15 protein-coding genes are annotated in these 23,561 nt (G+C 62.9%); 5 read left to right on the top strand and 10 right to left on the bottom strand.

Annotated features, from left to right (window positions below):
• The 10 genes from BM133_RS02225 to BM133_RS02185 all read right to left on the bottom strand — a co-directional run.
• Positions 1-7,583: S8 family serine peptidase (locus BM133_RS02225; RefSeq protein WP_218158341.1), on the bottom strand; the 7,583-nt coding region annotated here is incomplete at its 3' end.
• Between the two features lie 10 nt (positions 7,584-7,593).
• The gene (locus BM133_RS34425) at positions 7,594-8,187 is read right to left on the bottom strand and encodes a hypothetical protein (RefSeq protein WP_143100052.1); all 594 of its coding nucleotides are present in this window, start codon (positions 8,185-8,187) and stop codon (positions 7,594-7,596) included.
• A 71-nt stretch (positions 8,188-8,258) separates the two neighbouring features.
• Complete coding sequence (locus BM133_RS02220; RefSeq protein ID WP_093431340.1) at positions 8,259-9,740, bottom strand: HlyD family type I secretion periplasmic adaptor subunit; 1,482 nt, start codon at positions 9,738-9,740, stop codon at positions 8,259-8,261.
• Complete coding sequence (locus tag BM133_RS02215; protein WP_093434970.1) at positions 9,737-11,941, bottom strand: type I secretion system permease/ATPase; 2,205 nt, start codon at positions 11,939-11,941, stop codon at positions 9,737-9,739. Before BM133_RS02215 ends, BM133_RS02220 begins: the two co-directional genes overlap by 4 nt.
• 208 nt (positions 11,942-12,149) lie before the next feature.
• Positions 12,150-13,145: a branched-chain amino acid ABC transporter permease gene (locus BM133_RS02210; protein ID WP_177224691.1), complete on the bottom strand. Its 996-nt coding sequence runs from the start codon at positions 13,143-13,145 to the stop codon at positions 12,150-12,152.
• 10 nt (positions 13,146-13,155) lie between these two features.
• Positions 13,156-14,031: a branched-chain amino acid ABC transporter permease gene (locus BM133_RS02205; protein ID WP_093431338.1), complete on the bottom strand. Its 876-nt coding sequence runs from the start codon at positions 14,029-14,031 to the stop codon at positions 13,156-13,158.
• 42 nt (positions 14,032-14,073) lie between these two features.
• Complete coding sequence (locus BM133_RS02200) at positions 14,074-15,270, bottom strand: ABC transporter substrate-binding protein (RefSeq protein ID WP_093431336.1); 1,197 nt, start codon at positions 15,268-15,270, stop codon at positions 14,074-14,076.
• 59 nt (positions 15,271-15,329) lie between these two features.
• Positions 15,330-16,478: an ABC transporter substrate-binding protein gene (locus BM133_RS02195; RefSeq protein ID WP_256219188.1), complete on the bottom strand. Its 1,149-nt coding sequence runs from the start codon at positions 16,476-16,478 to the stop codon at positions 15,330-15,332.
• Between the two features lie 111 nt (positions 16,479-16,589).
• Positions 16,590-17,297 (bottom strand): ABC transporter ATP-binding protein, encoded by a 708-nt coding sequence (locus tag BM133_RS02190; protein WP_093431333.1) that lies wholly within the window; start codon positions 17,295-17,297, stop codon positions 16,590-16,592.
• Positions 17,297-18,067: an ABC transporter ATP-binding protein gene (locus tag BM133_RS02185; protein WP_093431332.1), complete on the bottom strand. Its 771-nt coding sequence runs from the start codon at positions 18,065-18,067 to the stop codon at positions 17,297-17,299. Before BM133_RS02185 ends, BM133_RS02190 begins: the two co-directional genes overlap by 1 nt.
• Before the next feature lie 218 nt (positions 18,068-18,285).
• Between BM133_RS02185 and BM133_RS02180 the strand changes: the two genes are divergently transcribed.
• From BM133_RS02180 to BM133_RS02160, 5 genes are all read left to right on the top strand, one after another.
• Positions 18,286-19,272: a LacI family DNA-binding transcriptional regulator gene (locus tag BM133_RS02180; protein WP_093431330.1), complete on the top strand. Its 987-nt coding sequence runs from the start codon at positions 18,286-18,288 to the stop codon at positions 19,270-19,272.
• 131 nt (positions 19,273-19,403) lie between these two features.
• Positions 19,404-20,669 (top strand): ABC transporter substrate-binding protein, encoded by a 1,266-nt coding sequence (locus BM133_RS02175; protein ID WP_093431329.1) that lies wholly within the window; start codon positions 19,404-19,406, stop codon positions 20,667-20,669.
• Between the two features lie 40 nt (positions 20,670-20,709).
• Positions 20,710-21,576, top strand: a complete 867-nt coding sequence (locus BM133_RS02170) for a carbohydrate ABC transporter permease (protein ID WP_093431327.1) — start codon at positions 20,710-20,712, stop codon at positions 21,574-21,576.
• On the top strand, positions 21,569-22,420 hold the full coding sequence (locus tag BM133_RS02165) for a carbohydrate ABC transporter permease (protein ID WP_093431326.1): 852 nt from the start codon (positions 21,569-21,571) through the stop codon (positions 22,418-22,420). Before BM133_RS02170 ends, BM133_RS02165 begins: the two co-directional genes overlap by 8 nt.
• Positions 22,421-22,423: 3 nt before the next feature.
• Positions 22,424-23,545, top strand: a complete 1,122-nt coding sequence (locus BM133_RS02160; protein ID WP_093431324.1) for an ABC transporter ATP-binding protein — start codon at positions 22,424-22,426, stop codon at positions 23,543-23,545.
• Positions 23,546-23,561 lie beyond the last annotated feature (16 nt).

Here is a 23,561-nt window from a genome sequence, read left to right as displayed (position 1 = left end):
CGGTCGCCTCGTTCATTGGCTTGATCTGTGTCCTGCCAGTCGCGCGTGCCATTGTCATAGATGACATTGCGCCAATCTTCGCGATCCTTGGCATCCAAGCGAATGGCAATACTGCGGTCGCCACGCTCATTGGTCTGATCAGTATCCAGCCAGTCGCGGGTGCCATCGTCGTTGAAGGTGTTGCGCCAATCTTCACGCCCTTGCGAGTCGAAATGCATATCCACGCGCGACCAGCTTTGACTATTGTCCTGATCGACGACTGTCCGATCTTGGGCGCTACCGAGGCTAGCGATGTCAGTTGCTGCGTTGGACGTTGGTCTGCGCCCTTCCGCCGCCCCGTGTTTGACAAAGTGCTGCCATCCAGCGTCCGCGTCCGTACCGAACGCATCACGCAAGTCCGCGAAGCTTGCAATATATTCCAGTGACGAATAGAACTTGATTTCATCGACAGAATAGATTCGACCAGGCGATTTCTCGAAAACAAGCTTCTCGATACGATCCTCTTTGACCAATCCGTTGAGCAGGTCAATGCCATCACGGCCAGCGACGGTATCACTCACATATTGGACTCCCGAAGGCGAAGTCATGAAAACGTAGTCCTCCAGTGCCCCGCGAAAAACGACGGTGTCGATGCCGCCGCCTCCCCGCAGGGTGTCATTTCCTTCCCCCCCTGAAAGGCAATCATCCCCACTGCCTCCATCCAGGCTGTCATCCCCGGCGTATCCACTCAAGTGGTCATTGCCGAGGCCTCCAACCAGGACATTGGCCAGAGCATTGCCAATCAAGGCGTTGTCCAATGCGTTGCCTGTTGCCGAGGTTGCAGTACCAAGCAGCACGGCGTTCTCTACATCGGAACCCAACACTGCATTGATGCTTGTATAGACGGTATCCACTCCTGCATTCAAAGCCTCGACCACGGTATCGCCGACGTTGTCGACATAGTAGGTATCGTTGCCCGCACCGCCCACCATGCTATCGGCGCCCTGCGCACCGTCCAGGATGTTGTCGCCAGCATTTCCGCTCAATGCGTTCGCAAGCTCGTTGCCGGTCCCGTTGACGTCGCGTGTGCCGATCAGGCCGAGGTTCTCCAGATTTTTGCCAAGCGTCCACGAAACCGAGGACAGGATCGCATCGACACCGGCATCGAAGTCTTCGGAGACCGTATCCAACTGGTTGTCCACGACATAAACGTCGTTGCCCGCTCCGCCCACCATGTCGTCGGCCTCTGCGCCACCGTCCAGTCGATTGTCGCCAGCATTGCCCACCAGGCGATTGCGCTGCCCATTGCCAGTGGCATCGAGATTGCCAGTGCCCGTGAGTACCAGCACTTCGACGTCGTCGCTCAATTGGTAGCTCACGCCGGACTGCACCGTGTCGTAGCCGCCACCGGGTAGTTCGCTGGCCTTGTCGCCGATGTTGTCGACGATATAGATGTCGTCGCCGGTGCGCCCGGTCATGCTGTCGGCGCCCGCCAGGCCATTGATCGTATTGGCGCCGGCATCTCCGGTCAGCACGTCGTTTGCGCCGGTGCCCACGATAGGCAACGGTTGCGTCGGGCCGGCTGCCAGGGGCGAAGCGATCGCCAAGGGCGCTGCGCCCGCCACGGTGCTTGAACTCGCCTTCGACACGGGCAACGGCACTGCATCCGCACTGCCCGCAAAGACGAAATGGGCGGCCGTGAGAACGGTCGGATCGATGGCGGAAAGCCCCACCGAGACAGTCGATTGCCCCTCTGCCTGGGCCAAGATGCGCGTGATGAACTTGCCGTTGATGTTCAACGCCTTGTTGATCTTGAGCTGGCTGAAATCCTTGATCCAGGCAAACTGGCTCAGATCGATCTTGTCTACCGCCAACTCAAAATCCGAAATCAGATTGCTGGTGCCTATGTCGTTGCTGTAGAAGCCCATCGACGGCGAGCCTCCGCCATCGGGTGCGACCAGAAAGCGATCTGCGCCAGCTCCGCCGGTCCGCACGCCTGTACCGGCCAGTCCGGTAGAAAACGAAATGCGTCCTTGATCGCCATCAAGCACCAACACGTCGTCGCCGGCCCCGCCGTCCAGAATGTCCAGCCCTGCGCCGCCCAGCAGCCTGTCGTTGCCGGCGTTGCCCGACAAGGTGTCGTTGCCGCCTCCGCCTATCAGCAGATCGTCGCCCGCCGTGCCTTGCAGCACGGTGTCGCTGTCTGCGCCTGCTGCGGAGCCTTGGCCGGCTTGTTGCCATGCTTGTAGCGCAGCCTGCGACGCGAAGAACTGGAACTGCGCAACACCGAGTTGGTTCGCCTGGCGATTGCGCACCAGCACGCTCTGACCGTCGCCAAGTTCCAACTGAACGTCCGCCCCCACTTGAGTGCGGACCAGCGTTGCGAAGTTCAGGTTTCCAAAGCCCACCAACGCAATGGTTTCAGGTGCGCTCGGGCCGTCGCCAATTGCAAAGTCAACGATCGCATCCTGTGCGCCGGCGTCCTTGCCGATGACGAAGAGATCGCTGCCCGCGCCGCCCGTGAGCACGTCATTGCCCTTGCTGCCGTCCAGCGTGTCGTTTCCATCCCCGCCACTGATGACATCCGCACCGCGCCCGCCCAGCAATACGTTGCTCAGCCCGTTCCCCGTCAAGGTGTCGTTGCCGTCGCCGCCAAATGCGATTTCGATGTCGCCACCGATGCTCAGCGCCGTGCCCGCGATCTTGCTGGCGCTGCCGTTGATCAGGTTGATGGTGCTGTCGCCAGTGACGGCGCTGGCGTTGATCGTGTCCCTGCCGCCATTGCCGTCGGTCAACGCATTGCGTGCAAAGCCCGCATTGCCAGCGTATTCGTTGGTGTAAACGTAGAGGTCGTTGGTGTCAACCTTCTTGCCGTACAGATCCAGCGTCCAGTTGTTGAGTGTTCCGACATTGCCGGTGACCGCGTCGATGACCTGCAGTGTCCAGCTGCCTGTGCTTTGCTCTCCCAGCACATGGGTGGTGTTGAAGCTGAAGCTCAACGGCCCCGACGACGCATTACCCAGGTCGGAAGCCGCGCTGCCCGGCGCCTTGTCGGGCCGGTTGACCAGAATGCTCTCGGTTCCTCCGGGAGAGATCAGCTTGATGATCAAATCGCCCCAACGCTGATGCTCCAGTTCAAGCGTGACTTGCGCGCTCTCGACTTCCAGCCCCGACCCCACGGAAAGCGTGCGTGTCAGCATGCCGGAACCATCGGGAATTGCTGCTTTGAGAATGCCGCTGGCAACCGTCGTGGCGAACTGGTTCGCGTACGTGTTCTGCTCAGTCCAGGTTTCGGCCAATCGCACCGCGGCGCGGGCATCGACCTTGCCAAAACCGTAGTCGTGGCTGGCATGCATTCCGCCGCCGTTCCAGGTCTTGGCGCCGTTGGTAACCCAATCGGTTCCGTTCGGGTCGCTCACTTTCGTGGCCGTCATCGCGAGGATGGCCTGGATGTCTCGATAGCCGAGCGCAGGGTTGGCTTCGAGCATCAGAGCGATGACGCCCGAAACGATAGGCGCCGCGAAGCTGGTGCCCTGGCTGGTGCCGTAGTCGCCCCCGAAGGTCGAGCCGTTGTCCGCAATCAGTTCGCGGCTGGTCGAGTCGATGTTGCTGCCCGGTGCAGACACCAGAATGGAGGCGCCCGGGTTGCTGAACGGTTTGCTCCCCAGTTGCAACGTGCCCAGGTCGCCCGGTGCATTGATGCTGCCTGCGACGATCACGGCCCGATTGGCAGTGAGCGCGTTGTAGTTGGTGTTCGCGCCCGTCGCGCGGTCGTTGCCACCAGCCATCACGATGGCCGTACCCAAGCCATCGCGGCCGTGAGCGACGGCGTCGAGGATGCCCTGCTCGAGCGAGCCCTCGGGTACTACGTCCAGCCCGAAGCTCTTCGAGGGGCCCCAGGAGTTGTTGACCACGTCGAAGTCCTTGAATTTCGCCAGCGCGTCGGTGATTTCCTGGTTGAGCCGGCCGACCTCCAGACCTTCGCCCTGGATGTAATGCCCTGCAAGCGTTGCGTCGTAGGCCACGCCAATGCCGCCCTCCCCATTACGTGCCGCAGCCATGACGCCAGCCACCATCGTGGCGTGGCTGCTGAAGGTTTGCGGCGCGTCGTTTCTGCCGTTCGCATCGAGCGTGTTCAGCCAGACCCTGTCGGCGTTGGGCTGTAGATCCGGGTGCCGATAGTCGAAGACCTCTGGATCCGTGCTGAACGCGCCACCCGGCTCGAACTGGCCAATCCGGATGCCTTTGCCGGTGTAGTCCTGCCACACAGGCATGACATTGACATCGCTCAGATACCACTGCTCCGCTGCCAATGGATCGCTCGGCAGGTCGCCGGTTTGCAGGTATACGGCCGCTTTCATGGGCTCGGTCTGGCCGGTGGCGCTATTGCTCACCTCGGTGAAATGGCCCTCGGCATCCTTCACCTTGTACTTGAAGCCCATCACGCCGGTGTAGCGCGCATCGGGCGTGAAGAGCACGTCGCCGCTGGCGGTGAGCGCAACGGTGCCGCCCTTGGCGTCGAGCACCTCGGTGATCTTGAGCTGGCCGATGTCACTGTCCCAATCGCGGTCGTTGAGGAGCAACTGGTCTTTGGACAGCAGATGCGCGGCCGCCCGGCTCAAGGCCTGGCCAGTCGAGTTGACGGTCAGAACGTCCTTGACGGGCAGCGGGCTGCCGATGGTCAGGTCGACGCGGCTGACGTCGGCGAAGCTGAGCTTCTCGATGCCGGTCAGCGTATCGGCGCCGTCCTGCCCGGTGCGGGTATCGACCACGCGGTAGCGGGTACTTCCGTTCGCACTGTCGAGCTTGGTGATGCGGTAGTCGGCATAGCTGCCGGCGTACTGCGCAACATCGATGCCATCGCCGCCCTTCAGGTTGTCGTCGCCCCGTCCGCCGATGAGCACGTCATTGCCCGCGCCGCCACTCAAGTCGTCGTCGTCCAGGCCACCATCGACTACATCGTCGCCGGCGCCGCCGAGCAAGCGGTCGTGCCCCCGATGACCACGAATCAGATCGTTGCCTGCGCCACCGTCGAGGGTGTCGTCGCCATCCTCGCCTGACAGCACGTCATTGGCGGCTCCGCCGATGATCACGTCGTCCCCGGCACCACCACGCACCACCACAGTGGAGCGGCCGCCTCCAACGAAGACATCGTTTCCGATACCGCCGACAGCCATCTCGATGTTGCTCTGGCTCAGGTTGAGCGAGACGCCCTGGGCCCCCACTGCCTGGGCAATGTCGAAGCCGTCGCCACCGTCCACGCGTTTGTCCGCTGCATCGAACAGCAACACGTCGTCCCCAGCGCCGCCGAGAAGAGTGTCGGCACCCGTGCCGCCGGCCAGCCAGTTGTTGCTTGCATCGCCCGTCAGGACATCGCCGCCTGCACCGCCCGTCAGGTTGCGCACCTGGAGAGAGGCCGCATTGAGGGTTTCGTTGATGGCGGCATTGGTGTTCTTCGACACATAGGCGATCGTCGCGCCCGCGCCACCGACTACGTTTTCGGTGACAACAGTGACGCCGCTGCTGCTTTGTGTGACGGTGCTGCCGGCGGGGTTGGCGAGGAAGTTGGCCGCAATGGCTTCCCTGCTGACGCCGTTCTGCATGAAAGTGCCCCGGGCCAGGACTTCGTTGCCGTCGCGCACCTCGCCGCTTTGCGCGACAGCCGCCAGGTTGATGGCCGTGATGCCCAGGTTGGCGAAGGTCTTGAGTTCTCCCGCATCGGTCTTGCCATCGTGGTTGGCATCGACCCACACACGCAGGTTATTCCAGGCCGCGTCTTTGACGGTGAACTGGTTGTCGGCGTTGCTGTCGAGGCTCTTGAGGGCCGCGAAGCCGTTCGCATACGGCCTGGTGCCAGCAACTCCGTTGGAGCCGGCCACACCGTTGTAGTACTCGCTCAGCGTCTCGCGGATGTTATTGATCTTGCCGTCGCCATCGAGGTCATGCACGACGATGCCGTCCTGCGCACTGACCCAGCCGGTTTGCTCCAACGAGCCACCGTCATTGTCTGCGTCGAAGAGGACGGGCGATGTGCCGTAGTCGGAGAGCTTGACGCCATCCCCGTTCAGATCCAGCACCAGGGGGTCGGCAGGAACGAGGTTGAAATTGAAACCGGAGGCGTTGTTCAGGCTGCTGCCGAAGAGGCCGTAATCGATCGGTCCTGCGACCGGATCGGTGTTACCGATGGCTCCGGTGCGGGCGATAGGAAGACCCAGGCCACTGGACGCATCGATATTCAGGCCGAAATTGCTGTTGCCAGGGCGAAGACCGTCGGTGATCGCATACCCAATCACAGCCTGATTGCCGGTGGCGGTGTTGACGTTCCAGAAATTCCTGGCGATGCCAACGGTATAGCTGCCAGAGGAAACCAGGTTGTTGTTGGTCGCGCTCGGCCCCAGGCTGGTGCCGTCGGGCGTGGGCGTCCTGCTGGGCGCGGGCGCGGTGGTAATTGTGCTTAGGCTGACTGCGTTGACTTCGGTGCCGTTGACTAGAGGAGCCGTCACAACAACGTCGTTGGCATCGACCTGTTGGACGGTGACTTGGTCTGGCTGTGATGTACCTGGCAAGTAGGTGCTGATCGTTGAGATGCGCCCTCCCGTCCCCACGGGGACTATTTCAGTGCGCCTTATCAAATTGTTATCAGCATCAAATAATTGAACTACTTCCTTTTTACTGTCGTAATTAATGCTGCTAATCAGTGTTGCGCCACCATCTAGATTTGACGTCGTGACTTCAGAATTTGGCCGAGGCCAAAGAGCCCCGGCACCGACAACTGTCCGTGGATCGTAGTTCCTCGTAACAGATCCAGTTTCTGTACTCGCCGTGACTGCCCAATATCCATTGTCATCCTGTTTGACATTGGAAATTGTCTTCGGATCAAACCCAGTCCAAGCCTGCGCAAATGCTCTCATATTTTGTTCAAAATATGAAATTCCACCTTCGGTGGTAGATGGAATTTTCTCCAAATAGCCATCTCTTGCCTCCAGAGCTGCTTTCTCGAATTTTTGGGCAGCAGTCAGGCTAGAGTTTGAATAAATTTCGGCCAATAAAAAATCCAAACCCAACGGAGAAACGTCTCCCCCGACAGAATATGAGAGACTGTCCACTGTCAATGAACGACCATTGACAACGAATTTTCCCCCCTGCAATTGAGCGTCTGCCAACGCTTCAAATGCAACCGCTCGCCCTTCGATAATCCCTCGAGCAATACTGAAATCCCCTGGGGTTTTGTAATCTTCAACTTTAGGAAGTCCAATGGAAGTATTGCGACTGTCCGCGCCGTGTTGCGTTTCATGGCCGCCTTTGATGGCAATATAAAGAGAGTTGGCAAAAGTTTCCTCCGGCGTACCCACTCGGAAATAATCCTGCGAAACATATATGCCTTTTTTTTCAGGGCTGGAATCAAAATATATTCCATTATTTCTTGAAATAATATATGGCGTATTTGCCGCTGCAGACGCCTCATACTTTGCAGCCAAATCCGGCGATGCATTGATGATTTGAATGTGAAGCTCGGTCCATTTAGCCGAAGGTTGCGACACGCCATTTTCTACTTTGAAGAACGGCTCCCCGTTCGCCATCTTCATGCTCAGAGATACTGCCATTGGAACTCCCCTAGTTATAAACTTCTGTTACTTCGACATTTTGCAAGCAGTGACTCTTTTCGCCGATATAAAGAGTAATTGACTGCTTTGTATTTTTTTTCTCCATCGAAACCTGGTATTTGTGCGGCCAATCTGCCGGGCGAACGCCAAATAAAACAGTCTCAGGAGAATATTGAAACAACCGCATGAATATTTTTTCAACTTCCCATTGCCTCAAACAGCCCGGAGTAGGGAAACTTATACTTAGCACTCTCTTTCCTTGGTCTGTATTTCTTTTTTCCAAGACTACTAGCAGTCCATCAAATCCACCTTCGTTCATTCTTATTGCTTCGCCAGTCTCGTAGCTGAATTCCTTTGGATCGTTTTTATCTTTTGGAAATCGCGAAAATTCGTACCCGATTTTCCGTCGGTAAAAATCATACTCTCCTAGAACTCCCTCGTTAAATCCGTTGCTTAGTGCAGCAAGAAGTTCCTCGGTTGTTTGAATTTTTGAGGGCTTAGTTTTTTCCACAGTTAACCTATGCGCTGTAGATGCACACCCTGACAGCAACAGTCCTAAAAATCCAAGGAAAAGTGCTTCGCCAATTTTTCTAAAATCATTCATGACCCAATGTTCTTTCGCGCTTTTCTAAATTCAATAATTCATTAAGTCTCGCGATTAAACGCCGTTTGGCATTAGCGCTCTCTCAGACTCTCGCTAGTGGCTCTTTGAATGGGGCTAAACAGGAACTCAATGACTCTTCGCTTGCCCGTCTTGATCTCTGCCGTGAGATTCATCCCCGGGCTCAACTTGATCGGCTTCCCCCCCACATCGATGGTGGTCGCCCCCAGGTTCAGCGTCACCGGGAAGATCGCCCCGCGCTTCTCGTCATTCACCGCATCCGCCGTCACCGTCTTGACGGTCGCGCTCACCGTGCCGTAGCGCGTATACGGAAACGTCTCCAGCTTGATCGTGGCTTCCTGGCTGGTGTTGATGAAGCCGATGTCCTTGTTGTCCAGCGTCACCTCGGCCGTCACCTGCGCACCGTCGGGCACGATCACCATCAGCGGTTGGGCCTCCGTGACCACCCCGCCCTCGGTGTGCGCGGCCAGTTGCTGGACCGTGCCCGCGACCGGCGCTTTCAACGTCGTGAGCCGCTCGCGCTGGCCCGCCTTGGCCAGGTCCTGCGTGCCCTGCTGACGTTTGAGTTCTGCTGCGGCCTCCCGCGTCCTGAGGGTGTGCTTGGTCTCGGCGATGTAGGCAGACCGGGTGTTCTCGCTCTCGCGCAAGGTCGCATTCGCTTCTGCCAGCCGGGCACGCTGCGTGGCGAGGTCACGCTCCAGCTCGATGCGCTCGCGCGTGCGGTCCTGGTTCGCATGGCTGGACATGAAGCCCTGGTTGGCCAACTGATGGAAGTCAGCTTCTCGCTGTTTGGCGATCGGCACTGTCGTCTCCAGCTTGTTGACCATCTCGCGCACGGTCGCGATCTCGGCTTGGCGGCGGTTGATCTCCGAGCCCGCCTTGGCGAGCTTGGCCGTGATGTCGCTCCACTCGTCGCTCAACTGAGCCTGCGTTGCGGCGATGTCGGCTTCCGTCCAGCCGGCGGGAATGCTCTTGCCCAGGTCCGGTGCGCGCGACAAGGCCGAGGCATTGAGCGCCTGCAGCAACGCCCGCGTGCGCAGCACTTCGGACTGCATCGACTTCAGTTGCTCGTCGATGCTGGTCTTGTCGGCATTCGCCGTCGTGGGATCGAGCTCGACCAGCGCCTGTCCCGCCTCGACATGGTCCCCGTCCCGCACCAGCACCCGCTTGACCACGCTCACCTCCAGCGGCTGGATGATCTTGGTGCGCTCGCTCACGATGATCTTGCCGGGCGCGACGGCAACGATGTCGATCTGTCCGAAGATGGACCAGGTCAAGGCAATGAGGAACAGCGCGATCAGCGCATAGGCAAGCCGTCGGGGCGCCGGGTGCACGGGCGTGTCCTGCAGGCTCAGGGCTGCGGGCAGGAAGGCCGCTTCATCGGACAGACGTCTCGGCCCGGCCAGTTCATGACGGTGCGTCCAGGCGGCCTTGAAGATCGCGCGGTAGCGTCCGAGCAGCTCGAAGACTGGATGGCGCATGTCTCGTGCATGCGGCGCATTGGCTGCGGGTGCCGTGGTGGAGACTTCTGTCATACCGCTGTGCCCGCTTCCGTCGGAAGCCCTCCGTCCTGCATCGCCCACAGGTGCGCATAGATGCCCTTGGGCCTGGTTAGAAGGCTCTCGTGAGTTCCGCCTTCGACGATCCGGCCTTTGTCCATAACGATGATGCGGTTGGCATGCCGCACGGCGCTCAGCCGGTGGGCAATGATGAAAACCGTGCGGCCCTTGCAGATGTGCGCCATGTTCCGCTGCACGATGGCCTCGCTCTCGTAGTCGAGCGCGCTGGTGGCCTCGTCGAAGATCAGGATGCGCGGGTGGGTGAAGAGCGCGCGCGCGATGGCGATGCGCTGGCGCTGGCCGCCCGAGAGGCTCGCCCCCTGCTCGCCGACCATGGTGTCGTAGCCCTCGGGCAGTTCGCTGATGAACTCATGCGCACCGGCCAGTTGGGCTGCGTGTATCACGGCGTCGAGCGGCGCCGCCGGATCGACGACGGCGATGTTCTCGCGCACGCTGCGGTTGAAGAGCGTGTTCTCCTGCAGCACCACGCCGACCTGTCTTCGGAGTTGCGCCGCGTCGATCAGGCTGATGTCAATGCCGTCGACCAGGAGGCGCCCCTGCTCGGGGGTGTAGAGGCGCTGCACGAGCTTGGTGAGCGTGCTCTTGCCGGAGCCCGAGCGCCCGACGATGCCGACGATTTCGCCGGGGCGCACGTCCAAGCTGACGCCGTTGAGCACAGGCGATGCCTCGGGGCGATAGCGGAAAGTGAGATTGTCCAGCGTGACCCGGCCCTTGAGTGCGGGCAGCTGCGCGGCGGTGCTCGGCGGCACTTCGGTGCGAGTGTTGAGGATGTCCCCAAGCCGCGCCATGGAGATGCCGGTCTGCTGGAAGTCGGTCCACAGCTGGGCCATGCGCATGATGGGCTGGCTCACGCGCTGGGCGAACATGTTGAAGGCGACGAACTGGCCGACGGTGAGCTCGTTGTTCATGACCAGGTGCGCGCCGTACCAGAGGGTGGCGGCGTTGACGAGCTTGCCGATGAGGTTGACGCCTTCGTGCGCCCAGCTGGCGACGTTCTGGGTCCGGAAGCTGGCCGAGACGTAGGCCGCAAGCTGGTTGTCCCAGCGGCGTCCGAAGGCCGGTTCCAGCGCGGTGGCCTTGACGGTCTGGATGGCGCTGACGGTCTCCACCAGCATGGACTGGTTCTCGGCGCCGCGCGCGAACTTCTCGTCCAGGCGCCGGCGCAGGATGGGCACGACGGCCAGGCTCAGGCCGAAGTACAGCGGCATGCTCACGAGCACGATGAGCGTCAGGGGCACGCTGTAGAACAGCATGACGGCCACGAAGACGATCGAGAAGACGACGTCCAGCAGCACCGTGAGCGCGTTGCCGGTGAGAAAGCCGCGGATGTTCTCAAGCTCGCGCACGCGGGCGACCGAGTCGCCGACGCGCCGTGCCTGGAAGTAGGCCAGGGGCAATTGCACGAGGTGGCCGAACAGGCGCGCGCCGAGTTCGACGTCGATGCGGTTGGTGGTGTGGCTGAAGACGTAGCTGCGCAGGCCGTTCAGCAGCGACTCGAAGACGACGACCACCACCAGGCCGATGACCAGCACGTCCAGCGTGGTCACGCCGCGGTGCACGAGCACCTTGTCCATCACGACCTGGAAGAACAGCGGGCTGACCAGCGCGAAGAGCTGGAGGATGAAGGAGATGAAGAGCACCTCGCCCAGCAACTTGCGGTGCTTGACCAGGCTGGGGATGAACCAGGAGAAATCGAACTTGGCGAGCTCTCCTGCGAGGGCAGCTCGGCTGGTGATGAGGATGAGTTCGCCGGTCCAGTGACCAGCAAAAACGTCCAGGGGTTCGATGACGGGGCGCGCGGTTTCTGCGGCCGGGTCTTGCAGCAGGACGCGCTGGGCGTCGCACTGGGCGAGGATCACGAAGCGCTCGCTGCCGTCTTCGTTGCGCAGCACTGCCAGGGCGGGCAGCGGTGTCAGCGAAAGGCGCTCAGCCGTGGTGCGGGTGGACCTGGCCTTGAGGCCCAGGTGCCTGGCTGCTTGCAGCAGTGTGTCGGTCGCTATGGGCTCGGAAGGCGTCAGGCCCAGTTGATGAGAGAGTAGCGACGGGTCTGCAGGAACCTGATGAAAACGCGCGACAGCGCAAAGCGCTGCCAGGGGCGCCATTGCCGAAGTTGGTGGCTGTTTTCCTGCTGCGCTTTCGCGCGCATCCGCCTGCATAGCGGCCTCGGGCGGCCCCGAGATCGTGCTTTCCATTCAACCTCTCCCTTTGCTGAACTCTGCGGTTCAAGTCTGTGGAAGATATCGTGGGGACTTATTTTTAGGTTGGAAGCAGCGAAAAAAGAAGAGATTTAGAGGGTTGATAACAACGCAATGTCAACCCAAGAAATCACAGTGTTCTAAACGTTTCCGATCAGCCGATATCCGTTCATTTCGAGCCGCGCCCCTTGCGCCGGTCGATGAACGCGATGATCTCGCCCATGATCCCCTTGCGGAAGGCGAGCACGCAGATCACGAAGATCAGGCCCGTGACCATGGTCACCGACTCGCCCAGCGTGTTGAACCAGTCGATGGTCGTGATGCGCGCGAGGAAGTTGCCCAGTTCGCCGATCTTGTTTTCCAGCAGCACCACCACCGCCGAGCCGACCAGCGGACCCGAGAGCGTGCCCAGGCCACCGACGAGCGTCATCAGGATGACCTGGCCCGAGGCGGTCCAGTGCACGTCCGACAGCGTGGCGAAGCCCAGCACCAGCGTCTTGAGCGAGCCTGCGAGGCCCGAGAGCGCCGCCGAGATCACGAAGGCCAGCAGCTTGAAACGGCTCACGTCGTAGCCCAGTGACAAGGCGCGCGGCTCGTTCTCCTTGATGCCCTTCAACACCTGCCCGAACGGCGAGTGGATGGTGCGCACGATCAAGAGGAACGCGGCCACCACGACCACCAGCGCGACGTAGTACATCGTGAGGTCGTTCGACAGATCGATCACGCCGAAGAGCTTGCCGCGCGGCACGCCCTGCAGGCCGTCTTCGCCGCCGGTGAACCTGGCCTGCAGCGCGACGAAGAACATCATCTGCGCGAGCGCGAGCGTGATCATCGCGAAGTAGATGCCCTGGCGCCGGATGGCCACGATGCCGAAGATCCAACCGAGGAAGGCGCCGCTCAAGGTGCCGGCGATGAGGCCCAGCTCGGGCGTGAGGCCCCAGACCTTCATGGCATGGCCCGCCACATACGCCGAGCCGCCCAGGAAGGCCGCATGGCCGAAGGACAGCAGGCCGGTGAAGCCCAGCAGCAGGTTGAAGGCCGCGGCGAACAGCGCGAAGCACATGAGCTTCATCACGAACACCGGGTAGGCGCCGAAGAACGGTGCGGCGATCAGCGCGACCAGCAGCAATGCGTAGACGACGGTGGAGATCTTTTTCATGTTCATGCCGTCCGCCTTATTTCTCTTTGCCGAACAGGCCGGCGGGGCGGATGAGCAGCACGATGACCATGATCACGAACACAACCGTAGACGATGCCTCGGGATAGAAAACCTTGGTGAGCCCTTCGATCACCCCGAGCCCGAGGCCCGTGAGGATCGCGCCCATGATGGAGCCCATGCCGCCGATCACGACCACCGCGAACACCACGATGATGAGGTTCTGGCCCATCAGCGGCGAGACCTGCATCACCGGTGCGGCCAGCACGCCCGCGAAGGCCGCGAGCGCGCAGCCGAAGGCGTAGGTCAGCGTGATCATCAGCGGCACATTGACGCCGAAGGCCTCCACCAGGCGCGGGTTCTCGGTGCCGGCGCGCAGGTACGCGCCCAGGCGCGTCTTCTCGATCACGTACCAGGTGGCAAAGCAGATCACCAGCGAGGCGACGACCACCCAGGCACGGTAGTTGGGCAGCACCATGAAGCCCAGGTCGGTGGCACTGGAGAGCGCCTCGGGCGCGTCGTAGGGCAGGCCCGAGACGCCGTAGACCGAGCGGAACACGCCTTCGATCAACAAGGTGAGACCCAGGGTGAGCAAGAGGCCGTAGAGGTGGTCGAGCTTGTAGATCCAGCGCAGCAGCAGCCGTTCGATCACCACGCCGAACAGGCCGATGACGATGGGCGCCGCGATCAGCATCACCCAGTAGCTGATGCCGAAATACTCCATGGCCATCCAGGTGAGGACGGCCCCCAGCATGAACAGCGCGCCGTGCGCGAAGTTGATGACGTTGAGCAAACCGAAGATCACCGCCAGCCCGAGGCTCAGGATGGCGTAGAACGAGCCGTTGACCAGCCCCAGGAGGAGCTGGCTCAACAAGGCGGGAAGGGAAATGGTCATAAGCGTTTCAACGAACCCGGGCGCCCGAGCGCCCGCGGGAGATCACTTCCAGAGGGCGCACTTGCTCTCGGCTTTCGTCGTGTAGACGTCTTCGCCCTTCAACTTCTGGACCACCTTGTAGTAGTCCCACGGCTGCTTGGATTCGGCCGGCGACTTGACCTGCATCAGGTACATGTCGTGCACGAAGCGGCCGTCGGCGCGCACGGTGCCCTTGGCATAGAAGTCGTCGATGGGCGTGGACTTGAGCGTCTCCATCACCTTGTCGGCATCGACCGTCTTGGCGGCCTGCACGGCCTTGAGATACGTCATGGTGGCCGAGTAGTCGGCCGCCTGGATGTCGGTGGGCATGCGCTTGGTCTTCTCGAAGAAGCGCTTGCCGAAGGCGCGCGTCTTGTCGTCCAGGTTCCAGTCCCAGCTGGTGGTGAGCAGCAGGCCCTCGGTGTTCTTCAGGCCCAGGCTGTGCACGTCGGTCACGAACACCAGGAGGCCCACCATCTTCATCGACTTGGTGATGCCGAATTCCTTGGCGGCCTTGATCGCGTTGATGGTGTCGCCGCCGGCATTGGCCAGCGCGAGCACCTGCGCCTTGGAGTTCTGCGCCTGCAGCAGGAACGAAGAGAAGTCCGACGTGTTCAGCGGGTGCTTGACGCTCCCGAGCACGGTGCCGCCCTTCTCCTTCACCACCTTGGTCGCATCGGCTTCCAGGGCCTGGCCGAAGGCGTAGTCGGCCGTGAGGAAATACCAGCTCTTGTCGCCACGCGCAATCACCGCGCTGCCGGTGCCCTTGGCCAGCGCCACGGTGTCGTAGGCGTAGTGCACGGTGTAGGGCGAGCACTGCTCGTTGGTGAGCGCCGAGCTGCCCGCGCCGTTCACGATGAAGACGCGCTTCTTCTCCTGCGCGACCTTGGCCATCGCGAGGCCGGTGCCCGAGCTGGTGCCGCCGAACAGCATCGTCAGGCCCTGCGTGTCGATCCACTCGCGTGCCTTGGAGGCGGCGATGTCGGCCTTGTTCTGGTGGTCGGCCGACAGGAGCTCGATGGGCATGCCGTTGACCTTGCCGCCGAAGTCGTCGATGGCCATCTGGATCGCGAGGGCGCCGTTCTTGCCCTCCACGTCAGCGTAGAGGCTGGACATGTCGGTGATGAAACCGATCTTGACCTTGTCCTGCGCCTGGGCGGCGCCCGCGGCCACCAGACAGGTGGCCAGCAGGCAGGCGGAAGCGATGAGCGTGCGTTTCATGGGAGGGTCCTCGTTGACTTCGGTGGGTGAATCGCCAATGGCGTCAGCGTGCTACAGGGTTACTTCCACGCGGCGCATTTCGTTTCGGCCTTGGTCGTGAAGACCTGGTCGCCCGGCAGCGTCTTGAGCACCTTCAGGTAGTCCCAGGGCTTCTTGGACTCGGCGGGCGACTTCACCTCGACCAGGTACATGTCGTGGATGAAGCTGCCGTCGGCGCGGATCTGGCCCTTGGCGTAGAAGTCGTCGATCTTCATGCTCTTGAGCTGCGCCATGACCTTGTCCGAATCGGTGGTCTTGGCGGCGGCCACGGCCTTCAGGTAGGTGGTGGTGGCCGAGTAGTCGGCGGCCTGCACGTCGGTGGGCATGCGCTTGGTCTTCTCGAAGAAGCGGTTGGCGAACTTGCGCGTGTCGTCGTTCAGGTCCCAGTACCAGCTGGTGGTGTGCAGGAGGCCCTCGGTGTTCTTCAGGCCCAGGCTGTGCACGTCGCTCAGGAAGACCAGCAGGCCCGCGGTCTTCATGGTCTTGTTGATGCCGAATTCCTTGGACGCCTTGATCGCGTTGATGGTGTCGCCGCCCGCGTTCGCCAGGCCCAGGATCTGCGCCTTGGAGTTCTGCGCCTGCAGCAGGAACGAAGAGAAGTCCGATGCGTTCAGCGGATGGCGCACCGCGCCCACCACCGTGCCGCCCTTTTCCTTCACGACCTTGGTGGTGTCGGCTTCCAGCGCGTGGCCGAAGGCGTAGTCCGCGGTCAAGAAGAACCAGCTCTTGCCGCCGCGGTCGACCACCGCCGCGCCGGTGCCCTTGGCCAGCGCCACGGTGTCGTAGGCGTAGTGGATGGTGTAGGGCGAGCACTGCTCGTTGGTGAGCACCGAGCTGCCGGCGCCGTTGTTGAAGTACACGCGCTTCTTCTCTTCGGCCACCTTGGCGGTGGCCAGCGCCACGCCGGAATTGGTGCCGCCGAAAACCATGGTCACGCCGGCGGTGTCGATCCATTCGCGGGCCTTGGAGGCGGCGATGTCGGCCTTGTTCTGGTGGTCGGCGGTGAGCAGCTCGATGGGCTGGCCCAGCACCTTGCCGCCGAAGTCGTCGATGGCCATCTGGATGGCGGTGGCGCCGCCCTTGCCTTCCAGGTCGGCGTACAGGCTGGAGAGGTCGGTGACGAAGCCGATCTTCACTTTTTCCTGCGCCTGTGCGGCGCCCGCGCCCATGGCGAGGACGGCGACGGCAGTGGCGATGAGGCCGAGTTTCTTGTTCATGGTGTTGTCTCCTGAAAAAATCTTTGTGAGATGAGAGGAAAGCGTCTTGTGGACTTTTCTTGTTCAGACGCCGAGCAGCTCGGTGAGGACGGGCATCTTGGCTTCGAGCTCGGCCGCGCCGAACTTCTCCACGATGCGCCCGTGTTCCATCACGTAGAAGCGGTCGGCCAGCGGCGCGGCGAAGCGGAAGTTCTGCTCCACCATCACGATGGTGTAGCCCTTGGCGCGCAGCGTGGTGATCATGCGGGCGAGCGCCTGCACGATGACCGGCGCGAGGCCTTCGGAAATTTCGTCGAGCAGCAGGAGCTTGGCGCCCGTGCGCAGGATGCGCGCGACGGCCAGCATCTGCTGCTCGCCGCCCGACAGGCGCGTGCCCTGGCTGTGGCGGCGCTCGGCCAGGTTGGGGAACATCGTGTAGATCTCTTCGACCGACATGCCCGGACCCGCGCCCTTGAGTTCGGGTGGCAGCAAGAGGTTTTCTTCGCACGAGAGGCTCGCGAAGATGCCGCGTTCCTCGGGGCAGTAGCCGATGCCCAGGTGCGCGATGCGGTGCGTGGGCATCGCGATGGTTTCTTTGCCATTGACTTCGATGCTGCCTTTGCGCGCGCCCGTGAGGCCCATGATGGCCCGCAGCGTGGTGGTGCGGCCCGCGCCGTTGCGGCCCAGGAGCGTGACGACCTCGCCGGGCTGCACGACCATGTCCACGCCATGCAGCACGTGCGATTCGCCGTACCAGGCCTGGAGCCCTTTGATTTCGAGTGCGGCGGTCATCAGTGCGCGCCCTGCATTTCGCCGTCGGTGGTGCCCATGTAGGCCTCCATGACCTGCGGGTTCTTCGAGACTTCGGCGTAGGGGCCTTCGGCCAGCACGGCGCCGCGCTGCAGCACGGTGATGGTGTCGGCGATGGTGGAGACCACGCTCATGTTGTGTTCGACCATGAGGATGGTGCGTCCGGCCGACACGCGCTTGATGAGCTCGGCCACGCGGTGCACGTCTTCGTGGCCCATGCCCTGCGTGGGTTCATCGAGCAGCATCAGCTCGGGCTCCATGGCCAGCGTGGTGGCGATCTCCAGCGCGCGCTTGCGGCCGTAGGGCAGGTTCACGGTCTGTTCGTCGGCCAGATCTTCCAGGCCGACTTCAGCCAGCAGCTCGCGGGCTCTGGCATCCAGGGGCTTGAGCGACTTCTCGCTCTTCCAGAAGTGGTACGAGGTGCCCAGGCGCCGCTGCAGGCCCAGGCGCACGTTCTCCAGCAGCGTGAGGTGCGGGAACACGGCCGAGATCTGGAACGAGCGGATGATGCCGCGCCGTGCGATCTGCGCGGGGCGCTCGCCGGTGATGTCCTGGCCGTTGAACAGGATCGTGCCCGTGGTCGGTTCCAGGAACTTGGTGAGCAGGTTGAAGCAGGTGGTCTTGCCCGCGCCATTGGGGCCGATGAGCGCGTGGATCGAGCCGCGCACCACCGAGAGGTTGACCTTGCTGACCGCGGTGAACCCCTTGAATTCCTTGGTGAGCTGGCGTGTTTCGAGGATGACGTCGCTCATCTCGCGAGGTCGCCCGGGTTCGGAAAAAAGAAGTCGGTCATGCAGTCCATCTCGGCGCGCCACCATGGAGCGCGGACCGATTGTTCGTGGGCGACTCGCGCTTGCATACTGGGGCAAATGCCTATGCTGCACTGCAACCTGCTTGCAGCGGAGAAGTTATGCACGATCACCAACTGTCGTCGCAGTGACAATGGCGCCTCCCGCCTGCCCACTCTCCCATGCAATCCACGCCCGTAACGATCCGCGATGTGGCCGACGCCGCCGGTGTGTCGATCAGCACCGTCTCGCGTGCCCTGAAGAACCAGCGCGGCCTCTCGGAAGACACCCGCCGCATGATCCGCAAGATCGCCAGCGACGTCGGCTACAACGCCGGGCGCCTGCGCAGCGCCAAGGCCAAGCGGCTGGTCTTCATGGTGCACCGCCAGCACAGCCACTTCTCGGTCAACCCCTTCTTCTCCGACGTGCTGCACGGGGTGGAGGAGGCCTGCCGCGAGTTCGGCATCGTGCCCACGCTGCTCACGTGCGGCCCGACCGATCCGATCCGCGAGCAGTTGCGGCTGCACGAGCCCGACATGATCCTGGCGGCCGGCTTCTTCGAGACCGAGGTGCTCGACATGGTGGCCGAGCTCGACCTGCCCTTCGCGCTCATCGATTTCTCGCTGCGCGACATGCGCGCGGTGAACCCCGACAACGCGGCCGGCGGGTACCTGGCCACGCACCACCTGCTGGACATCGGCCGCCGGCGCATCGCCTACATCGCAAGCTCGCTGGCGCACGTGAGCATCCTGGAGCGGGCCCAAGGCTACCGCCGGGCGCTGTTCGAGGCCGGCATCCTTGCCGACCCGGAACTGGAAATGGTCGCGCCGCTCGGCCTGCCGCACGATCGCGGCGCCTCGGCCGCCATGCAGCAGCTGCTGCGCTTGCGCAAGCCGCCGGACGCCGTGTTCGCATGCAACGACATGGCCGCGCTCGCGGCGCTGGACACCTGCCTTGCTGCCGGCCTTCGCGTGCCCGAGGACGTGGCGATCGTGGGCTTCGACGACGTGCAGACCGCCGCATCGGCCAAGCCCCCGCTCACCACGGTGCGCGTGGACCGCCAGGCCCTGGGCCGCGTGGGCGTCGAGCTGGCGATGCAGGGCGGCTCGCTGCCGCGCCTGAACACGCTGCCGGTCGAACTGATCGTGCGGCAGAGCACGGTGGGCTGAGGCCCTTTTTTTCTCTCCGGCAAGGCGGCCTTTGTTGCGCTGCCTACGCCGTGTTTCGTCCGGGAAAGCACAAGGCGGGAAGGCAACTTCCCCTGCCTAAACTGCCGCCGACCCTGCAACCGGAGAAACACATGAAGAAGAACGCCGTCGCCCTCGCCGTCACCCTCACGGTCGCCCTCGCCGCGGCTCTTGCCACGAGCGCCGCCATGGCCCAGCAGCAAAGCGTGGAGGTCCTGCACTGGTGGACGTCGGGCAGCGAAGCCGGCGCGCTCAACGTGCTCAAGGCCAACCTGGAGAAGCAGGGCGTGAAATGGAACGACATGCCAGTGGCCGGCGGCGGCGGCGAGGCCGCGATGACCGCGCTGCGCGCCCGCGTGACCTCGGGCAACCCGCCCACCGCCTCGCAGATGCTGGGCTTCGACATCCTGGACTGGGGCAAGCAGGGCGTGGTGGCCGACCTCAACGCGCTCGCGCAGAAAGACGGCTGGGACAAGGTGGTGCCGCCCGCGCTGCAGAAGTTCTCCAAGTACAACGGCAAGTGGATCGCCGCGCCGGTGAACGTGCACTCGACCAACTGGGTGTGGGCCAACCAGGCCGTGCTCGCCAAGGCGGGCGTCACGGCCGAGCCGAAGACCTGGGACGAGTTCATCGCCGCCGCCGAGAAGGTGCAGAAGGCCGGCTTCATTGCGCTGGCCCACGGCGGCCAGCCCTGGCAGGACGCCACGCTGTTCGACAGCGTGGCGATGTCCACCGGCGGCGTCGACTACTACCGCAAGGCCTTCATCGAGCTGGACACCAAGACCATCGCCTCGCCCACCACCGAGAAGGTGTTCCAGCGCATGGCGCAGTTGCGCAAGCTGGTGGACAAGGACTTCTCGGGCCGCGACTGGAACGTGGCCTCGGGCATGGTGATCGGCGGCAAGGCCGGCTTCCAGATCATGGGCGACTGGGCCAAGGGCGAGTTCGTCAACGCCAAGCAGGTGCCGGGGAAAGACTTCGCCTGCTTCCGCTTCCCGGGCACGCAGGGCACGGTCACCTTCAACGCCGACCAGTTCGTGATGTTCACGCTCAAGGACGCGGGCAAGACCGCCGCGCAGCAAAAGCTGGCCGCCGCCATCATGGACCCGGGCTTCCAGTCGACCTTCAACGTGGCCAAGGGCTCGGCGCCGGCGCGCACCGACGTGCCCGACACCGCCTTCGACGCCTGCGGCAAAAAGGCCATCAAGGACCTGGCCGAGGCCAGCAAGGCCGACACGCTGGTGGGCTCCATCGGGCACGGCCACGCGGAGCCGGCCTCGATCAAGAACGCGTTCTACGACGTGATCACCCGCCACTTCAACGGCCAGCTCGACGACAAGAAGGCGGTGGCGGCCATGGTGTCGGCCGCGAAGAACTGATGCGCCGCTGCTGCAGGGTGCCCGGCGTGCGTGGACGTTCATGAAAGCCGGACTGCTGCCCAAGCTGCTGCTCAGTCCGAGCGCGCTGCTCGTGCTGGTGTGCGTGTACGGCTACATCATGTTCACGGTCTACCTGTCGTTCACGACCTCGACCATGCTGCCCAGCGCCGAGTGGGCCGGCACGGCGAACTACGAACGGCTCGCGGGGCTGGAGAACTGGGCGGTGTCGCTGCGCAACCTCGCGATCTTCGCGAGCCTCTACATCGTGGTCTCGATGGCGCTGGGCCTCGCGCTGGCAATCCTCATCGACCAGAAGGTGCGCGCCGAGGGCGTGCTGCGCTCGATCTACCTGTACCCGATGGCGCTCTCGCTGATCGTCACCGGCACCGCGTGGAAGTGGCTGCTCGACCCCGGCGTGGGCATCGAGCACACATTGCAGAGCCTGGGCTGGAGCGGCTTCTCGTTCGGCTGGATCAAGGACGGCGAGATGGCGATCTATTGCGTGGTCATCGCGGCCGTGTGGCAGACCACCGGCTTCGTGATGGCGATGTTCCTCGCGGGCCTGCGCGGCGTGGACGGCGAGCAGATCAGCGCGGCACGCGTCGACGGCGCGCGCCCCTGGCAGATCTACACGCGCATCGTGATCCCGCAGCTCGGGCCGGTGTTCGTCTCGGCCTTCGTGATCCTGGCGCACATGGCGATCAAGTCGTACGACCTGGTGATTGCGCTGACCAACGGCGGACCGGGGCGCTCGACCTGGCTGCCTTCGGTGTTCATGTACCAGTACACCTTCACGCGCAACGAGATGGCGGTGGGCGCGGCGAGTTCGGTGCTGATGCTCGCGGCCATCGGCATCGTGGTGGTGCCGTACCTGCTGCGCGAGATGCGGGGAGCCAGGCATGGCTGAACGTGCGATGCGCTTCGTCTTGTATGCCGTGCTGCTGGTGCTGGCTTTCGTGTTCCTGATGCCGGTCTATGTGATGGTCATCAATTCGCTCAAGCCGCTCGAGGAGATCCGCAGCGGCAACCTGATGACGCTGCCGATCGACTGGACCTTGGAGCCCTGGCGCGCGGCATGGAGCACGGCGCAGATCGGCGTGCAGCCCACGGGCCTGAAGCCCTACTTCATCAACTCGTTCCTGCTGGTGGTGCCGGCGGTTGCCATCTCCACGCTCATCGGCGCGCTGAACGGCTACATCCTCACGCAGTTCCGCATTCGCGGGGCGCACCTCCTGTTCGCGGCGATGCTGTTCTCGGTGTTCATTCCGTTCCAGATCGTGCTGATCCCGATGGCCAAGACGCTGGGCTTTCTCGGCATCGCGGGCACGGTGACGGGGCTGATCTTCGTGAACGTGGTGTACGGCATCGGCTTCACCACCCTCTTCTTTCGCAACTACTACGCGGCGTTTCCACAAGAGCTGGTGCGTTCGGCGCGGATGGACGGGGCGGGCTTCTTCGGGGTGCTGCTGCGCATTCTCTTGCCCAACAGCACGCCGATCGTCGTGGTGACGGTGATCTGGCAGTTCACCAACATCTGGAACGAGTTCCTCTTCGGCGCTTCGTTCAGCGACTACAGCTCGTTCCCGATCACGGTGGCGCTCAACAACCTGGTGAACAGTTCCACCGGGGTCAAGGAATACAACGTGCATTTCGCGGGGGCGTTCATTGCGGCGCTGCCCACGCTGGTGGTGTATCTGGTGTCGGGAAAGTATTTCGTGCGCGGCCTCATGGCCGGCTCGGTCAAAGGTTAGTGCATGGCTTCGCTGGACTTGATTGGTATTCGCAAGCGCTTTGGACCCGTCCAGATCCTGCATGACATCTCCATCGCGCTGAAGGACGGTGAGTTCCTCGTGCTGGTCGGCCCCTCGGGCTGCGGCAAGAGCACGCTGATGAACATCATCGCGGGGCTGGAGGAGCCCACCGAGGGCCGGCTGCAGCTGAACGGCGCGGACATCACCCAGGTGGCGCCCGCGGAACGCAACATCTCGATGGTGTTCCAGTCCTACGCGCTCTACCCCAACATGACGGTGGCCAAGAACATCGAGTTCCCGCTGGAGATGCGCAAGGTCGACAAGGCCGCGCGCGCCGAGCGCGTGAAGAAGGTGGGCGAGCTGCTGCAGATCGGCCACCTGATGGACCGCAAGCCGCGCCAGCTCTCGGGCGGCCAGCGGCAGCGCGTGGCCATCGGCCGGGCGCTGGCGCGCGAGCCGCAGCTCTACCTGTTCGACGAACCGCTCTCCAACCTCGATGCGCAGCTGCGGCTGGACATGCGCACCGAGATCAAGAAGCTGCACCAGCGGCTGAACGCCACCATCGTCTACGTCACGCACGACCAGATCGAGGCGATGACGCTGGCCACGCGCATCGCGGTGATGAAGGGCGGCGTGCTGCAGCAGCTGGGCACGCCGCACGAGGTGTACAACCGGCCCGCCAACACCTTCGTGGCGAGCTTCATGGGCTCGCCGCGCATGAACCTGCTGCGCATGCGGGTGGCGATGTCGCCGGCCGGCGGACTGCAACTGCTGACGGCGGGCGCGGGCGGCGCGGTGAGCATCGACCTGCCGCTGTCGCTCACGCCCGCGCAGTTGCATGCGTATGCGGGCCAGGAGGTGATCGTCGGCCTGCGCGCCGAAGCGGTCGGCCTTGCGGCCAACGGTGCGGCGGCGCATGCTGCGCAGAGCGTGGTGAATGCGCGCGTGCAGGTGATCGAGCCGACCGGGGCGGACACGCTGGTGCTGCTGGACCTCGGCGGACACGACTTCACCGCGCGCCTGCCGCCGGACGTGACGCTTCAGGCCGGCGCGACGGCACGCTTCGCGATCGACCTGTCCAAGATCGTCTTCTTCGACACCGAAGCCGAAACGCTGATCGACTGACAAGCCCACCAGGAGA

Origin of the sequence: Variovorax sp. 770b2 (assembly GCF_900115685.1) — a bacterium.
Lineage (GTDB): Bacteria > Pseudomonadota > Gammaproteobacteria > Burkholderiales > Burkholderiaceae_C > Variovorax.
The sequence above is the reverse complement of the archived record's forward strand: the minus strand, read 5'-3'. Positions and strand labels throughout refer to the sequence as shown.

Excerpts from the sequence above, each read along its gene's own strand:
- BM133_RS02195 (WP_256219188.1), bottom strand. The coding sequence starts at position 16,478 with ATGGGCGCGGGCGCCGCACAGGCGCAGGAAAAAGTGAAGATCGGCTTC.
- BM133_RS02205 (WP_093431338.1), bottom strand. The coding sequence starts at position 14,031 with ATGACCATTTCCCTTCCCGCCTTGTTGAGCCAGCTCCTCCTGGGGCTG.
- BM133_RS02210 (WP_177224691.1), bottom strand. The coding sequence starts at position 13,145 with ATGAACATGAAAAAGATCTCCACCGTCGTCTACGCATTGCTGCTGGTC.
- BM133_RS02200 (WP_093431336.1), bottom strand. The coding sequence starts at position 15,270 with ATGAAACGCACGCTCATCGCTTCCGCCTGCCTGCTGGCCACCTGTCTG.
- BM133_RS02170 (WP_093431327.1), top strand. The coding sequence starts at position 20,710 with ATGAAAGCCGGACTGCTGCCCAAGCTGCTGCTCAGTCCGAGCGCGCTG.
- BM133_RS02220 (WP_093431340.1), bottom strand. The coding sequence starts at position 9,740 with ATGACAGAAGTCTCCACCACGGCACCCGCAGCCAATGCGCCGCATGCA.
- BM133_RS02215 (WP_093434970.1), bottom strand. The coding sequence starts at position 11,941 with ATGCAGGCGGATGCGCGCGAAAGCGCAGCAGGAAAACAGCCACCAACT.
- BM133_RS02180 (WP_093431330.1), top strand. The coding sequence starts at position 18,286 with ATGCAATCCACGCCCGTAACGATCCGCGATGTGGCCGACGCCGCCGGT.
- BM133_RS34425 (WP_143100052.1), bottom strand. The coding sequence starts at position 8,187 with ATGAATGATTTTAGAAAAATTGGCGAAGCACTTTTCCTTGGATTTTTA.
- BM133_RS02160 (WP_093431324.1), top strand. The coding sequence starts at position 22,424 with ATGGCTTCGCTGGACTTGATTGGTATTCGCAAGCGCTTTGGACCCGTC.
- BM133_RS02175 (WP_093431329.1), top strand. The coding sequence starts at position 19,404 with ATGAAGAAGAACGCCGTCGCCCTCGCCGTCACCCTCACGGTCGCCCTC.
- BM133_RS02165 (WP_093431326.1), top strand. The coding sequence starts at position 21,569 with ATGGCTGAACGTGCGATGCGCTTCGTCTTGTATGCCGTGCTGCTGGTG.
- BM133_RS02190 (WP_093431333.1), bottom strand. The coding sequence starts at position 17,297 with ATGACCGCCGCACTCGAAATCAAAGGGCTCCAGGCCTGGTACGGCGAA.
- BM133_RS02185 (WP_093431332.1), bottom strand. The coding sequence starts at position 18,067 with ATGAGCGACGTCATCCTCGAAACACGCCAGCTCACCAAGGAATTCAAG.